This window comes from Escherichia sp. WS568 (assembly GCF_046486085.1).
GTDB classification, from domain to species: domain Bacteria; phylum Pseudomonadota; class Gammaproteobacteria; order Enterobacterales; family Enterobacteriaceae; genus Escherichia; species Escherichia coli.
Map to the genome: position 1 here is coordinate 1 of NZ_JBJQMC010000011.1, position 14,153 is coordinate 14,153.

At 49.4% G+C, this 14,153-nt stretch carries 15 protein-coding genes and 1 other annotated feature; of the genes, 8 read left to right on the top strand and 7 right to left on the bottom strand.

All coding sequences use genetic code 11. The features are described from left to right. Window positions 1–408: 408 nt before the first annotated feature. From clpB to rluD, 3 genes are all read right to left on the bottom strand, one after another. Window positions 409–2,982, bottom strand: coding sequence for an ATP-dependent chaperone ClpB (gene clpB, locus ACJHWR_RS13630; RefSeq protein ID WP_001235102.1), 2,574 nt, complete (start codon window positions 2,980–2,982; stop codon window positions 409–411). Between the two features lie 129 nt (window positions 2,983–3,111). Then, window positions 3,112–3,843 carry a purine nucleoside phosphorylase YfiH gene (yfiH, locus tag ACJHWR_RS13635; protein ID WP_000040130.1) on the bottom strand — a complete coding sequence of 244 codons (732 nt, stop codon included), beginning with the start codon at window positions 3,841–3,843 and terminating at the stop codon, window positions 3,112–3,114. Continuing rightward, window positions 3,840–4,820 carry a 23S rRNA pseudouridine(1911/1915/1917) synthase RluD gene (gene rluD / locus ACJHWR_RS13640; RefSeq protein WP_000079097.1) on the bottom strand — a complete coding sequence of 327 codons (981 nt, stop codon included), beginning with the start codon at window positions 4,818–4,820 and terminating at the stop codon, window positions 3,840–3,842. Before rluD ends, yfiH begins: the two co-directional genes overlap by 4 nt. Before the next feature lie 134 nt (window positions 4,821–4,954). Between rluD and bamD the strand changes: the two genes are divergently transcribed. The 4 genes from bamD to pheA all read left to right on the top strand — a co-directional run bounded on the left by bamD (window position 4,955) and on the right by pheA (window position 7,714). Beyond that, window positions 4,955–5,692 carry an outer membrane protein assembly factor BamD gene (gene bamD / locus ACJHWR_RS13645; RefSeq protein ID WP_000197686.1) on the top strand — a complete coding sequence of 246 codons (738 nt, stop codon included), beginning with the start codon at window positions 4,955–4,957 and terminating at the stop codon, window positions 5,690–5,692. Between the two features lie 270 nt (window positions 5,693–5,962). After that, entirely contained in the window at window positions 5,963–6,304 is a 342-nt protein-coding gene (raiA, locus tag ACJHWR_RS13650; protein ID WP_000178456.1) for a ribosome-associated translation inhibitor RaiA, read from the top strand. Window positions 6,305–6,406: 102 nt separating this feature from the next. Beyond that, window positions 6,407–6,532 (top strand) — a sequence feature (Phe leader region). Next, the gene (gene pheL / locus ACJHWR_RS13655; protein WP_001386991.1) at window positions 6,408–6,455 is read left to right on the top strand and encodes a pheA operon leader peptide PheL; all 48 of its coding nucleotides are present in this window, start codon (window positions 6,408–6,410) and stop codon (window positions 6,453–6,455) included. (Overlaps the previous feature by 48 nt.) A gap of 21 nt (window positions 6,533–6,553) precedes the next feature. After that, on the top strand, window positions 6,554–7,714 hold the full coding sequence (gene pheA / locus ACJHWR_RS13660; RefSeq protein WP_000200124.1) for a bifunctional chorismate mutase/prephenate dehydratase: 1,161 nt from the start codon (window positions 6,554–6,556) through the stop codon (window positions 7,712–7,714). Window positions 7,715–7,756: 42 nt separating this feature from the next. Here the strand turns inward: pheA and tyrA are convergent, their stop codons facing one another. Further along, window positions 7,757–8,878 (bottom strand): bifunctional chorismate mutase/prephenate dehydrogenase, encoded by a 1,122-nt coding sequence (gene tyrA, locus ACJHWR_RS13665; protein WP_000225221.1) that lies wholly within the window; start codon window positions 8,876–8,878, stop codon window positions 7,757–7,759. A 10-nt stretch (window positions 8,879–8,888) separates the two neighbouring features. Then, window positions 8,889–9,959: a 3-deoxy-7-phosphoheptulonate synthase AroF gene (gene aroF / locus ACJHWR_RS13670; RefSeq protein ID WP_001168045.1), complete on the bottom strand. Its 1,071-nt coding sequence runs from the start codon at window positions 9,957–9,959 to the stop codon at window positions 8,889–8,891. 209 nt (window positions 9,960–10,168) lie between these two features. Here aroF and ACJHWR_RS13675 point away from each other — a divergent pair, with 209 nt between their 5' ends. The 4 genes from ACJHWR_RS13675 to ACJHWR_RS13690 all read left to right on the top strand — a co-directional run bounded on the left by ACJHWR_RS13675 (window position 10,169) and on the right by ACJHWR_RS13690 (window position 12,916). Beyond that, window positions 10,169–10,534, top strand: a complete 366-nt coding sequence (locus ACJHWR_RS13675) for a DUF2799 domain-containing protein (protein WP_001353010.1) — start codon at window positions 10,169–10,171, stop codon at window positions 10,532–10,534. Window positions 10,535–10,683: 149 nt separating this feature from the next. After that, entirely contained in the window at window positions 10,684–11,202 is a 519-nt protein-coding gene (locus ACJHWR_RS13680) for a YfiR family protein (protein WP_001212386.1), read from the top strand. After that, window positions 11,192–12,418, top strand: coding sequence for a diguanylate cyclase DgcN (dgcN, locus tag ACJHWR_RS13685; RefSeq protein ID WP_000969002.1), 1,227 nt, complete (start codon window positions 11,192–11,194; stop codon window positions 12,416–12,418). Before ACJHWR_RS13680 ends, dgcN begins: the two co-directional genes overlap by 11 nt. Before the next feature lie 15 nt (window positions 12,419–12,433). Further along, window positions 12,434–12,916, top strand: coding sequence for an OmpA family protein (locus ACJHWR_RS13690; protein WP_000589833.1), 483 nt, complete (start codon window positions 12,434–12,436; stop codon window positions 12,914–12,916). A 76-nt stretch (window positions 12,917–12,992) separates the two neighbouring features. Here ACJHWR_RS13690 and rplS read toward each other — a convergent pair whose 3' ends face one another. Further along, complete coding sequence (rplS, locus tag ACJHWR_RS13695; RefSeq protein ID WP_000065253.1) at window positions 12,993–13,340, bottom strand: 50S ribosomal protein L19; 348 nt, start codon at window positions 13,338–13,340, stop codon at window positions 12,993–12,995. A gap of 41 nt (window positions 13,341–13,381) precedes the next feature. Further along, complete coding sequence (gene trmD, locus ACJHWR_RS13700; protein ID WP_000264777.1) at window positions 13,382–14,149, bottom strand: tRNA (guanosine(37)-N1)-methyltransferase TrmD; 768 nt, start codon at window positions 14,147–14,149, stop codon at window positions 13,382–13,384. Between the last annotated feature and the right edge of the window lie 4 nt (window positions 14,150–14,153).

Here is a 14,153-nt window from a genome sequence, read left to right on the forward strand (position 1 = left end):
GAATTACGTGTTCACTCTTGAGACTTGGTATTCATTTTTCGTCTTGCGACGTTAAGAATCCGTATCTTCGAGTGCCCACACAGATTGTCTGATAAATTGTTAAAGAGCAGTGCCGCTTCGCTTTTTCTCAGCGGCGCGGGGTGTGCATAATACGCTTTCCCGCTACAGAGTCAAGCATTTATTTTTGCTTTCTCTGTTGAGATTCTCAGGAGAACCCCGCTGACCCGGCGGCGTGTTTGCCGTTGTTCTGTGTCAGTGGTGGCGCATTATAGGGAGTTATTCCGGCCTGACAAGAGGAAAATATAAAAACTTTATCGTTCGCTCATTTTTCAGGCAAAACATCTTAAATATAGTCTTTCCCGTCTAACTTATAGACAAAAACGAGCCCCGAAGGGCTCGTTTTATCATTTACTGGACGGCGACAATCCGGTCTTCATTAACTTCCAGGCGAATCACTTTACCCGGAACCAATTCACCAGACAGTATTTGCTGTGCCAGCGGGTTTTCGATCTGCTGCTGAATTGCACGTTTCAGAGGACGTGCACCATAGACCGGATCGTAACCGTTCTCGCTCAGCAGTTTCAGCGCCTCGTCAGAAATGTGGATTTCATAACCACGTTCTTCCAGACGTTTATACAGACGTTTCAACTGAATCTGCGCAATCGACGCAATGTGCTGTTCACCCAGCGGATGGAAGACCACCACTTCATCGATACGGTTAATGAATTCCGGACGGAAGTTATGGCTTACCACACCGAGCACCAGCTCTTTCATGTGCGCATAATCCAGTTCACCGAAGCGTTCCTGAATCAAATCGGAACCGAGGTTAGAGGTCATAATGACAACCGTATTACGGAAGTCGACCGTTCTCCCCTGCCCGTCAGTCAGACGCCCATCATCCAGTACCTGCAACAGAATGTTGAAGACATCCGGATGCGCTTTTTCCACTTCATCCAGCAGGATGACGGAATACGGACGACGACGCACCGCTTCGGTCAGGTAGCCACCTTCTTCATAACCGACATATCCCGGAGGCGCACCAACCAGACGAGACACCGAGTGTTTCTCCATAAACTCGGACATATCGATACGGACCATCGCCTCGTCGCTATCAAACATAAAGTTCGCCAGCGCCTTACAAAGCTCAGTTTTCCCCACACCCGTTGGGCCGAGGAACAGGAATGAACCAATCGGGCGATTTGGATCCGCCAGCCCCGCACGGCTACGACGAATAGCGTTAGATACCGCATCAACCGCTTCGTTCTGACCAATAACGCGATGGTGCAGTTCTTGCTCCATACGCAGCAGTTTTTCGCGCTCGCTTTCCATCATGCGAGAAACCGGAATCCCCGTCCAACGCGCCAGCACTTCAGCAATTTCGGCATCGGTCACTTTATTACGCAACAGACGCATAGTTTTGCCTTCGAGCTGCGTTGCGGCTTCCAGTTGCTTTTCCAGTTCCGGGATTTTGCCGTATTGCAGTTCAGACATCCGCGCCAGGTCACCCACACGGCGAGCCTGTTCAATAGCGATTTTCGCCTGTTCCAGTTCCGCTTTAATGGTCTGCGTACCAGAAAGCGATGCTTTCTCTGCTTTCCACTCTTCTTCTAACTCGGAGTACTGACGTTCTTTGTCGCTCAGTTCTTCATTGAGCATATCCAGACGTTTTTTACTGGCTTCATCAGACTCTTTCATTAACGCCTGTTGTTCCAGTTTGAGCTGGATGATACGGCGATCGAGTCGGTCGAGTTCTTCTGGTTTTGAGTCAATCTGCATACGAATGCTGGATGCTGCCTCATCGATCAGGTCGATGGCTTTATCTGGCAGCTGACGGTCAGCAATGTAGCGATGAGACAACGTCGCCGCTGCAACAATTGCCGGGTCAGTAATTTGCACATGGTGGTGCAGCTCGTAACGTTCTTTCAGGCCACGCAGAATCGCAATCGTATCTTCAACAGAAGGCTCGGCAACAAACACTTTCTGGAAACGACGTTCCAGCGCAGCATCTTTTTCGATGTACTGGCGATATTCGTCAAGCGTCGTGGCACCTACGCAGTGCAATTCACCACGCGCCAGCGCCGGTTTCAGCATGTTTCCGGCGTCCATTGCGCCATCGGCTTTACCCGCGCCGACCATGGTATGTAATTCGTCGATAAACAGGATGACGTTGCCTTCCTGTTTGGCAAGATCGTTAAGTACGCCTTTTAAACGTTCTTCAAACTCACCGCGATATTTCGCCCCAGCCACCAGCGCGCCCATATCCAGCGCCAGTACGCGGCGGCCTTTCAACCCTTCGGGCACTTCGCCGTTGATAATACGCTGCGCCAGACCTTCAACGATGGCAGTCTTACCGACGCCTGGTTCACCAATCAGTACCGGGTTATTTTTAGTACGACGTTGCAGCACCTGAATGGTACGGCGAATTTCTTCATCACGACCAATCACCGGATCGAGTTTACCCTGTTCGGCTCGTTCGGTAAGGTCGATGGTATATTTTTTCAAAGCCTGACGTTGGTCTTCAGCACCTTGATCGTTCACGCTTTCACCTCCACGCATTTGTTCAATCGCTTGAGTAATGTTGGCGGTGGTCGCCCCTGCTGCTTTCAGGATGTCGGCCAGCGTGCCGCGAGACTCAAGTGCCGCCAGAACGAACAGTTCTGACGAGATAAAGTTATCACCACGTTTTTGCGCCAGCTTGTCGCAAAGATTAAGAACGCGCACCAGATCCTGTGATGGCTGGACATCACCACCAGTACCTTCAACCTGCGGTAAACGATTTAATGCCTGATTGATATCTGTGCGCAACTGGCCAGCATTTATGCCAGCGGATGTTAATAAAGGACTAACCGAACCCCCTTCCTGATTCAGCAGGGCGCTCATTAAATGAAGTGGTTCGATGAATTGGTTGTCGTGCCCGAGTGCAAGTGATTGGGCATCGGCAAGAGCAAGCTGGAATTTATTAGTAAGACGATCCAGACGCATAACTCCTCCCATAACGGATCAAAGTTGCTACTGGAGATTAAATGAGGTCATCCCTCAATTATTCAAGGTTATTGACCAGATTAATGTGAAAAGAAAATCACGCGTACCGGATCGTCTTGATTCTTTAGGTTATATCAGCCAAATGAAACTTGCCATACGACCGGTGGTCTTGTCGCGACGATAAGAGAAGAAAGTCTCATTTTCCGTATATGTACAACGGTCGCCGCCGAAAATTTGTTCAACACCAACGCTCGCCAGACGCTGCCGGGCAAGCTGATAAATGTCCGCCAGATACTTATCACCATGCTGAATGAAAGCTGTACTCGCTTCGGCGTCTACTGCCATAAACGCCTCGCGAACCTCCGCCCCCACTTCAAACGCGCGTGGACCAATTGCCGGCCCTAACCAGGCGAGAATATTTTCTGGATTATCAGCAAAACAGGAAACTGTCTCTTCCAGCACGCCTGCGCACAGTCCACGCCAGCCAGCATGAGCGGCGGCGACTTCCGTTCCCGCTCGATTGCAAAACAGCACAGGGAGGCAGTCGGCAGTCATCACTGCGCAAACCGTGCCGGGCGTATTGCTATAAGAGGCATCTGCTCGTTTTGAGGCATAAGGTTCGCCAGTAAGCTTAAGCACATCTTTGCCGTGTACCTGCTCAAGCCAGACCGGTTTAGAAGGCAAATTGCCCGCAGCAAAAAGTCGCTTGCGATTCTCCTCAACGTGATCCGGGTTATCGCCACAATGGGCACCGAGGTTGAGCGAGTCATACGGGGGCAAGCTCACGCCGCCGATACGAGTAGAGCTACAGGCCGCAACACCTTTTGGCAGCGGCCACTGCGGGACAATCAGCTTACTCATAACCAGTCCACTTCATCTTTATGCTCTTCGAAATCGGCGCGCATCACCTCAATCAGCTCCACCATATCTTGTGGAATAGGCGCATGCCATTCCATTTCGATACCGGAGATCGGGTGATAAAGACGCAGCATGGTTGCATGAAGCGCCTGGCGGTCAAATTTACGCAGCGTGGAGATAAACGCTTCCGAAGCACCTTTTGGCGGACGCGGACGGCCACCATAAACCGGATCGCCCACCAGCGGATGAGTGATATGGGCCATATGCACGCGGATCTGGTGCGTACGTCCAGTTTCCAGACGCAACCGCAGACGCGTGTGCACACGGAAGTGTTCCATGATGCGATAGTGAGTCACCGCTGGTTTGCCCATCGGATGCACCGCCATATGGGTACGTTTGGTCGGGTGGCGGCTGATTGGTTCATCTACTGTACCGCCAGCGGTCATATGACCAATTGCCACCGCTTCATACTCACGAGTAATTTCACGCCTTTGCAAAGATTCGACTAAACGCGTCTGAGCCGGAACGGTTTTTGCCACAACCATCAGGCCAGTGGTGTCTTTATCCAGACGATGGACGATGCCTGCACGCGGTACATCGGCAATGGGCGGATAATAATGAAGCAATGCATTCAGTACCGTGCCATCCGGGTTACCCGCGCCAGGATGTACCACCAGGTCGCGCGGTTTATTAATGACGATGATATCGTCATCTTCATAGACGATATCCAGCGGGATATCCTGCGGTTCAAAACGCGCTTCTTCTTCAATCTCAGCGTTGATGGCAACCTGCTCGCCACCCAATACTTTTTCTTTCGGCTTATCACAAACTTTGCCGTTAACCAGCACGCGCTGGTCGAGGATCCATTCTTTTATCCGCGAACGTGAATAATCCGGGAACATTTCGGCCAAAGCCTGATCTAAGCGTTGACCGAGTTGGTTTTCGGACACCGTTGCAGTGAGCTGTACTCGTTGTGCCATATATACTGCTTCTTCGTTTATCGTTGGGGTTTTACGGCTTTGCCGTTTAATATAGTGTGCTATTGTAGCTGGTCTTAACCGGGAGCAGGAACAGAGAATCTCCCGTATTACATTTTGAGGAAAGTCAAAACGTCATGACGCGCATGAAATATCTGGTGGCAGCCGCCACACTAAGCCTGTTTTTGGCGGGTTGCTCGGGGTCAAAGGAAGAAGTACCTGATAATCCGCCAAATGAAATTTACGCGACTGCACAACAAAAGCTGCAGGACGGTAACTGGAGACAGGCAATAACGCAACTGGAAGCGTTAGATAATCGCTATCCGTTTGGTCCGTATTCGCAGCAGGTGCAGCTGGATCTCATCTACGCCTACTATAAAAACGCCGATTTGCCGTTAGCACAGGCTGCCATCGATCGTTTTATTCGCCTTAACCCGACCCATCCGAATATCGATTATGTCATGTACATGCGTGGCCTGACCAATATGGCGCTGGATGACAGTGCGCTGCAAGGGTTCTTTGGCGTTGACCGTAGCGATCGCGATCCTCAACATGCACGAGCTGCGTTTAGTGACTTTTCCAAACTGGTGCGCGGCTATCCGAACAGTCAGTACACCACCGATGCCACCAAACGTCTGGTATTCCTGAAAGATCGTCTGGCGAAATATGAATACTCCGTTGCCGAGTACTATACAGAACGTGGTGCATGGGTTGCCGTCGTTAACCGCGTAGAAGGCATGTTGCGCGACTACCCGGATACCCAGGCTACGCGTGATGCGCTGCCGCTGATGGAAAATGCATACCGTCAGATGCAGATGAATGCGCAAGCTGAAAAAGTAGCGAAAATCATCGCTGCAAACAGCAGCAATACATAACAAAAACCTGAAACACAAAACGGCAGCCCTTGAGCTGCCGTTTTTTTATTCTGTTAGTTGTGAAACTGAAGCGATTTAGTCACTATCGATCTCATCAAATATGGCTCGCTTTGAGATATTCCTCAAGTAAAAAAACACCTCTTCCTGCGATTTCTCACAAAAAAGATTCGTTGACAAAAAGTGACAAGATTATGAGATTTCCATCACACATTTTGACATCAGGAACGGTATGCTGAATTCACCAAGACGGGAAGACAAGAGGTAAAATTTATGACAATGAACATTACCAGCAAACAAATGGAAATTACTCCGGCCATCCGCCAACATGTCGCAGACCGTCTCGCCAAACTGGAAAAATGGCAAACACATCTGATTAATCCACATATCATTCTGTCCAAAGAGCCACAAGGGTTTGTTGCTGACGCCACAATCAATACACCTAACGGCGTTCTGGTTGCCAGTGGTAAACATGAAGATATGTACACCGCAATTAACGAATTGATCAACAAGCTGGAACGGCAGCTCAATAAACTGCAGCACAAAGGCGAAGCACGTCGTGCCGCAACATCGGTGAAAGACGCCAACTTCGTCGAAGAAGTTGAAGAAGAGTAGTCCTTTATATTGAGTGTATCGCCAACGCGCCTTCGGGCGCGTTTTTTGTTGACAGCGTGAAAACAGTACGGGTACTGTACTAAAGTCACTTAAGGAAACAAACATGAAACACACACCGTTTTTCTTCGCATTCTTTTTTACCTTCCCCTGAATGGGAGGCGTTTCGTCGTGTGAAACAGAATGCGAAGACGAACAATAAGGCCTCCCAAATCGGGGGGCCTTTTTTATTGATAACAAAAAGGCAACACTATGACATCGGAAAACCCGTTACTGGCGCTGCGAGAGAAAATCAGCGCGCTGGATGAAAAATTATTAGCATTACTGGCAGAGCGACGCGAACTGGCCGTCGAGGTGGGAAAAGCCAAACTACTCTCGCATCGCCCGGTACGTGATATTGATCGTGAACGCGATTTGCTGGAAAGATTAATTACGCTCGGTAAAGCGCACCATCTGGACGCCCATTACATTACTCGCCTGTTCCAGCTCATCATTGAAGATTCCGTATTAACTCAGCAGGCTTTGCTCCAGCAACATCTCAATAAAATTAATCCGCACTCAGCACGCATCGCTTTTCTCGGCCCCAAAGGCTCCTATTCACATCTTGCCGCTCGTCAGTACGCTGCGCGTCACTTTGAGCAATTCATTGAAAGTGGCTGCGCCAAATTTGCCGATATTTTTAATCAGGTGGAAACCGGCCAGGCCGACTATGCCGTCGTACCGATTGAAAATACCAGCTCCGGTGCCATAAACGACGTTTACGATCTGCTGCAACATACCAGTTTGTCGATTGTTGGCGAGATGACGTTAACTATCGATCATTGTTTGTTGGTCTCCGGCACTACTGATTTATCCACCATTAATACGGTCTACAGCCATCCGCAGCCATTCCAGCAATGCAGCAAATTCCTTAATCGTTATCCGCACTGGAAGATTGAATATACCGAAAGTACGTCTGCGGCAATGGAAAAGGTTGCACAGGCAAAATCACCGCATGTTGCTGCGTTGGGAAGCGAAGCTGGCGGCACTTTGTACGGTTTGCAGGTACTGGAGCGTATTGAAGCGAATCAGCGACAAAACTTCACCCGATTTGTGGTGTTGGCACGTAAAGCCATTAACGTTTCTGACCAGGTTCCGGCGAAAACGACGTTGTTAATGGCGACCGGACAACAAGCTGGTGCACTGGTTGAAGCGTTGCTGGTACTGCGCAACCACAGTCTAATTATGACCCGTCTGGAATCACGTCCGATTCACGGTAATCCGTGGGAAGAGATGTTTTATCTGGATATTCAGGCCAATCTTGAATCAGCGGAAATGCAAAAAGCATTGAAAGAGTTAGGGGAAATCACCCGTTCGATGAAGGTATTGGGCTGTTACCCAAGTGAGAACGTAGTGCCTGTTGATCCAACCTGATGAAAAAGTGCCGGATGATGTGAATCATCCGGCACTGGATTATTACTGGCGATTGTCATTCGCCTGACGCAATAACACGCGGCTTTCACTCTGAAAACGCTGTGCGTAATCGCCGAACCAGTGCTCCACCTTGCGGAAACTGTCAATAAACGCCTGCTTATCGCCCTGCTCCAGCAACTCAATCGCCTCGCCGAAACGCTTATAGTAACGTTTGATTAACGCCAGATTACGCTCTGACGACATAATAATGTCGGCATACAGTTGCGGATCCTGGGCAAACAGTCGCCCAACCATCGCCAGCTCAAGGCGGTAAATCGGCGAAGAAAGCGCCAGAAGTTGCTCAAGCTGAACATTTTCTTCTGCCAGGTGCAGCCCATAAGCAAAAGTAGCAAAGTGGCGCAGAGCCTGAATAAACGCCATATTCTGATCGTGCTCGACAGCGCTAATACGATGCAGCCGAGCGCCCCAGACCTGAATTTGCTCCAGAAACCATTGGTATGCTTCCGGCTTACGTCCATCACACCAGACCACAACTTGCTTTGCCAGGCTACCGCTGTCCGGGCCGAACATCGGGTGTAACCCCAGCACCGGACCATCATGCGCCGCCAGCATGGCCTGTAATGGTCCATTTTTCACCGATGCCAGATCGACCAGAATACAATCTTTCGGTAAAGGCGGTAATTTGCCGATAACTTGCTCAGTAACGTGGATTGGCACACTAACAATCACCATTCCGGCATCGGCAACAATATCAGCCGCGCGATCCCAGTCATGTTGCTCCAGAATCCGCACCTGATAACCCGATAGTGTCAGCATCTTCTCGAACAGACGTCCCATCTGACCGCCACCGCCGACGATAACCACCGGACGCAGTGACGGACAAAGCGTTTTAAATCCTTTGTCGTTTTCACTGGAGTAAGATTCACGCATCACCCGACGCAAAACATCCTCAATCAGATCTGGCGGTACACCCAGAGCTTCCGCCTCTGCACGCCGCGAGGCCAGCATAGATGCCTCGCGCTCCGGAACATAAATAGGCAGTCCAAAGCGGCTTTTCACCTCGCCAACTTCAGCAACCAGTTCCAGACGCTTCGCTAATAAATTCAGCAGCGCTTTATCGACTTCATCAATTTGATCGCGTAATGCGGTCAATTCAGCAACCATAATAAACCTCTTAAGCCACGCGAGCCGTCAGCTGCCCGTTCAGATCCTGATGAATTTCACGCAGCAAGGCATCGGTCATTTCCCAACTAATGCAGGCATCGGTGACGGATACACCGTATTTCATTTCACTGCGCGGTTGCTCGGAAGACTGATTGCCCTCGTGGATATTACTTTCAATCATCAGACCAATAATTGAGCGATTGCCATCTTTGATTTGAGCAACCACGGATTCTGCCACCGCAGGCTGACGGCGATAATCTTTATTGGAATTACCGTGGCTGCAATCTACCATCAGAGACGGGCGCAGTCCCGCCTGTTCCATCTCTTTTTCACATTGCGCAACATCCGCAGGGCTATAGTTCGGCGCTTTACCACCGCGCAGGATCACATGCCCGTCCGGATTCCCCTGAGTTTGTAGCAACGCCACCTGCCCTGCCTGGTTAATGCCAACAAAACGGTGCGGCTGGGCGGCGGCACGCATAGCGTTAATAGCCGTTGCAAGGCTGCCGTCGGTGCCGTTTTTAAAACCAACCGGCATGGAAAGCCCGGAGGCCATTTCACGGTGTGTTTGCGATTCCGTTGTACGAGCACCAATTGCTGACCAGCTAAACAGATCGCCCAGGTATTGCGGGCTATTCGGATCTAACGCTTCCGTCGCCAGTGGCAGTCCCATATTCACCAGCTCAAGCAGCAATTTACGCGCGATCTGCAGCCCGGCTTCTACATCAAAAGAGCCATCCATATGGGGATCGTTAATCAACCCTTTCCAACCGACAGTGGTACGGGGTTTTTCAAAATAGACGCGCATTACCAGATAGAGGCTATCGCTGACCTCTGCGGCAAGGGCTTTAAATCGACGAGCATATTCCAGAGCAGTTTCCGGATCATGAATGGAACAAGGACCACATACTACCAACAGACGAGGATCGCGCCCGGCGATAATATCTGAAATGGTTTTACGCGAGTCAGCAATCTGGGCTTCCTGTTGCAGGCTTAATGGAAAAGCGGCCTTCAGTTGTTCCGGAGTCATTAAAACTTGTTCGTCGGTAATATGTACGTTATTCAGCGCGTCTTTTTGCATGATGGCGATCCTGTTTATGCTCGTTTGCGATAGTTGATCCTCAGCGAGGATGACGTAACGATAACACATAAAGTAAAGTTTTCAATCCATATTTCGTACATTTTTCTTTACACAAGCAATTTATTCGCGCTTTTAACCCTTGTTTATGTATAAATAAATTTACACCACCTTTGAAAACAATCCGCTATGCTTTGAAAAAGGAGAAAGAAATGATGAAAAAGTTTATCGCCCCCTTGTTGGCTTTACTGGTTAGCGGATGTCAGATTGATCCTTATACTCACGCGCCAACCTTGACCAGCACCGACTGGTATGATGTTGGTATGGAAGATGCGATATCGGGCAACGCCATAAAAGATGACGATGCATTTAGCGATTCACAGGCGGATCGCGGTCTATACCTTAAAGGATATGCCGAAGGACAAAAGAAAACTTGCCAGACCGATTTTACTTATGCCCGAGGACTTTCCGGTAAAAGCTTTCCTGCCAGCTGCAACAATGTTGAAAATGCCAGCCAACTGCATGAAGTATGGCAAAAAGGGGCTGATGAAAATGCCAGCACAATACGATTAAATTAATTAAACCCCCACAAATAAATTAAACATGAGATTCTACTCATTGTGTTTTATTTCTCACATTGATGACGACCGCATGAAAGAATGATATTTTAATGAGCATTCTGAAAAAATATCGATGCATTTCGAGCGAAGATGGTGAGGATCCCTGAATGCGTTTTTCTCACCGACTGTTCTTACTGCTGATTCTCCTGCTGACGGGAGCACCAATACTCGCTCAGGAACCTTCTGACGTTGCGAAAAACGTGCGTATGATGGTTTCCGGTATTGTCAGTTACACCCGCTGGCCTGCGCTATCAGGGCCACCAAAGTTATGTATCTTTTCATCTTCACATTTTAGTAACGCCCTACAAGAGAATGGCACGACATCTTTGCCTTATCTACCTGTCATCATTCACACTCAACAAGAGGCGATGATTTCAGGCTGCAATGGTTTTTATTTTGGCAACGAGTCACCGACATTCCAGATGGAATTAACCGAACAATATCCGTCAAAGGCGTTATTATTAATTGCCGAACAAAATACCGAGTGCATTATTGGTAGCGCCTTTTGTCTAATCATCCACAATAATGACGTCAGATTTGCCGTAAACCTGGATGCCTTATCGCGTAGCGGTGTAAAGGTCAACCCGGATGTCTTAATGCTCGCACGGAAGAAAAATGATGGATAACGATAATTCTCTTCATAAGCGCCCCACGTTTAAAAGAGCATTACGCAACATCAGTATGACCAGCATATTTATCACTATGATGCTGATCTGGTTGCTGCTTTCCGTGACCTCGGTGCTGACCCTGAAACAGTACGCGCAAAAAAACCTGGCACTGACAGCAGCAACAATGACTTACAGTCTGGAAGCAGCGGTCGTTTTTGCCGATGGCCCTGCAGCAACTGAAACACTGGCAGCGCTGGGGCAGCAAGGCCAATTTTCAACTGCAGAAGTGCGTGATAAGCAGCAAAATATTCTGGCATCCTGGCATTACACCCGTAAGGATCCAGGCGATACTTTCAGTAATTTCATAAGCCACTGGCTCTTCCCTGCCCCCATCATTCAGCCGATTCGTCACAATGGTGAAACCATTGGCGAAGTTCGCTTAACCGCTCGCGACAGTTCAATCAGCCATTTCATCTGGTTTTCGCTCGCTGTCCTGACCGCCTGCATTCTGCTAGCGTCAGGCATCGCAATTACCCTCACCCGCCATTTGCACAATGGTCTGGTTGAAGCGTTAAAAAACATCACCGATGTCGTACATGATGTGCGTTCCAACCGCAATTTTTCCCGACGAGTTTCGGAAGAACGTATCGCAGAGTTTCACCGCTTCGCTCTCGACTTCAACAGTCTGCTGGATGAAATGGAAGAGTGGCAGCTTCGTTTACAGGCCAAAAATGCGCAGCTTCTACGTACCGCACTACATGACCCATTAACCGGGCTGGCTAACCGCGCAGCGTTTCGTAGCGGTATCAACACGTTGATGAACAGTTCCGATGCCCGAAAAACGTCGGCGTTACTATTTCTTGATGGCGATAATTTCAAATATATCAATGATACCTGGGGTCATGCGACGGGCGATAGAGTCTTGATTGAAATAGCAAAACGGTTAACTGAATTTGGCGGGCTGCGACATAAAGCATACCGCCTGGGCGGCGATGAATTCGCTATGGTGCTCTATGATGTACAATCGGAATCTGAAGTGCAGCAGATATGCTCAGCACTGACACAAATTTTTAATCTCCCGTTTGATCTTCATAATGGCCATCAGACTACCATGACATTAAGCATTGGTTACGCGATGACCATTGAGCACGCCTCTGCGGAAAATTTACAAGAGCTTGCCGATCACAATATGTATCAGGCCAAACACCAGCGTGCCGAAAAGCTGGTGAGATAACAAGGATATATCGATATGATAAAGCACCTGGTAGCACCCCTGATTTTCACCTCGCTAATACTTACTGGCTGCCAGTCCCCTCAGGGAAAGTTTACTCCTGAGCAAGTCGCCGCTATGCAATCTTATGGATTTACTGAATCCGCCGGCGACTGGTCGCTGGGCTTATCAGATGCCATTCTGTTCGCAAAAAATGACTACAAATTGCTCCCGGAAAGCCAGCAACAAATCCAAACCATGGCAGCCAAATTGGCCTCGACAGGGCTAACACATGCCCGTATGGATGGACACACCGACAACTATGGTGAAGACAGTTACAACGAAGTCTTATCATTAAAACGGGCGAATGTCGTGGCCGATGCATGGGCTATGGGTGGACAAATTCCGCGCAGCAATCTCACCACACAGGGTTTAGGAAAAAAATATCCCATAGCCAGTAACAAGACCGCCCAGGGCCGCGCCGAGAACCGCCGCGTCGCTGTGGTGATTAGTGCACCGTAAACGCAATTTTGATAGATAAAAAAAGGGCCAGCCAATTGGCCAGCCCTTCTTAACAGGATGTCGCTTAAGCGAAATCTTAGTTAAGACGCTCTTTGATACGAGCAGCCTTACCAGTACGCTCACGCAGGTAGTACAGTTTAGCTTTACGAACAGCACCACGACGTTTGACAGAAATGCTGTCAACTACCGGAGAGTGAGTCTGGAAGACACGCTCAACGCCTTCGCCGTTGGAAATTTTACGAACAGTGAATGCAGAGTGCAGACCGCGGTTACGAATAGCGATAACCACGCCCTCGAATGCCTGCAGACGTTTTTTGGAACCTTCAACAACCCATACTTTCACTTCCACGGTATCACCCGGACGGAAGGAAGGTACGTCCTGCTTCATCTGCTCTTGTTCAAGTTGCTTAATAATGTTGCTCATAATTTAATCTCTTATCCTGGGTAAACTGATATCTCGGGGGCTTACGCCATCCCATCATGTTTATGTTGCTGTTGTGCGTGTTCCGTTTTGAACTCCGCCAGCAACCTTGCTTGCTCTTCAGTCAGAGCCAGGTTTTCCAGAAGTTCAGGTCTTCTAAGCCAGGTACGGCCCAGCGACTGTTTCAAACGCCAGCGACGTATCTCGGCATGGTTGCCCGACAGTAACACTGGCGGAACTTCCATCCCTTCTAACACCTCAGGCCGCGTATAGTGCGGGCAATCCAGCAATCCTTCAGCAAAGGAATCTTCCGTTGCCGAGGCCTCATGTCCCAGTACTCCCGGAATAAACCGGGAAACGGAGTCAATCAGCGTCATTGCTGGTAACTCACCACCACTGAGAACGTAATCGCCGATTGACCATTCTTCATCAATTTCGGTTTGGATCACGCGCTCATCTATACCTTCGTAGCGACCGCACACCAGAATCAATTTTTGATTCGTTGCCAGCTCGCTGACGCCCGCTTGATCAAGCTTGCGTCCCTGTGGTGACAGATAAATCACCTTTGCGCCTTCACCCGCCGCGGCTTTTGCTGCATGAATGGCGTCCCGCAAGGGTTGCACCATCATTAACATCCCCGGTCCGCCGCCGTAAGGACGATCGTCCACGGTACGGTGCCGGTCATGCGTGAAGTCGCGAGGACTCCAGCTCTGGATGCTCAGCAGGCCATTTTTAACTGCCCGGCCAGTTACCCCGTAATCGGTAATTGCGCGGAACATTTCAGGAAACAGGCTAATTATGCCAATCCACATAGCG

What these genes read in the sequence shown, in the direction of transcription:
- pheA (WP_000200124.1), top strand. Translation starts at nt 6,554, where the DNA reads ATGACATCGGAAAACCCGTTACTGGCGCTGCGAGAGAAAATCAGCGCG.
- clpB (WP_001235102.1), bottom strand. Translation starts at nt 2,982, where the DNA reads ATGCGTCTGGATCGTCTTACTAATAAATTCCAGCTTGCTCTTGCCGAT.
- rplS (WP_000065253.1), bottom strand. Translation starts at nt 13,340, where the DNA reads ATGAGCAACATTATTAAGCAACTTGAACAAGAGCAGATGAAGCAGGAC.
- dgcN (WP_000969002.1), top strand. Translation starts at nt 11,192, where the DNA reads ATGATGGATAACGATAATTCTCTTCATAAGCGCCCCACGTTTAAAAGA.
- aroF (WP_001168045.1), bottom strand. Translation starts at nt 9,959, where the DNA reads ATGCAAAAAGACGCGCTGAATAACGTACATATTACCGACGAACAAGTT.
- ACJHWR_RS13680 (WP_001212386.1), top strand. Translation starts at nt 10,684, where the DNA reads ATGCGTTTTTCTCACCGACTGTTCTTACTGCTGATTCTCCTGCTGACG.
- rluD (WP_000079097.1), bottom strand. Translation starts at nt 4,820, where the DNA reads ATGGCACAACGAGTACAGCTCACTGCAACGGTGTCCGAAAACCAACTC.
- ACJHWR_RS13675 (WP_001353010.1), top strand. Translation starts at nt 10,169, where the DNA reads ATGATGAAAAAGTTTATCGCCCCCTTGTTGGCTTTACTGGTTAGCGGA.
- bamD (WP_000197686.1), top strand. Translation starts at nt 4,955, where the DNA reads ATGACGCGCATGAAATATCTGGTGGCAGCCGCCACACTAAGCCTGTTT.
- ACJHWR_RS13690 (WP_000589833.1), top strand. Translation starts at nt 12,434, where the DNA reads ATGATAAAGCACCTGGTAGCACCCCTGATTTTCACCTCGCTAATACTT.
- trmD (WP_000264777.1), bottom strand. Translation starts at nt 14,149, where the DNA reads ATGTGGATTGGCATAATTAGCCTGTTTCCTGAAATGTTCCGCGCAATT.
- tyrA (WP_000225221.1), bottom strand. Translation starts at nt 8,878, where the DNA reads ATGGTTGCTGAATTGACCGCATTACGCGATCAAATTGATGAAGTCGAT.
- raiA (WP_000178456.1), top strand. Translation starts at nt 5,963, where the DNA reads ATGACAATGAACATTACCAGCAAACAAATGGAAATTACTCCGGCCATC.
- yfiH (WP_000040130.1), bottom strand. Translation starts at nt 3,843, where the DNA reads ATGAGTAAGCTGATTGTCCCGCAGTGGCCGCTGCCAAAAGGTGTTGCG.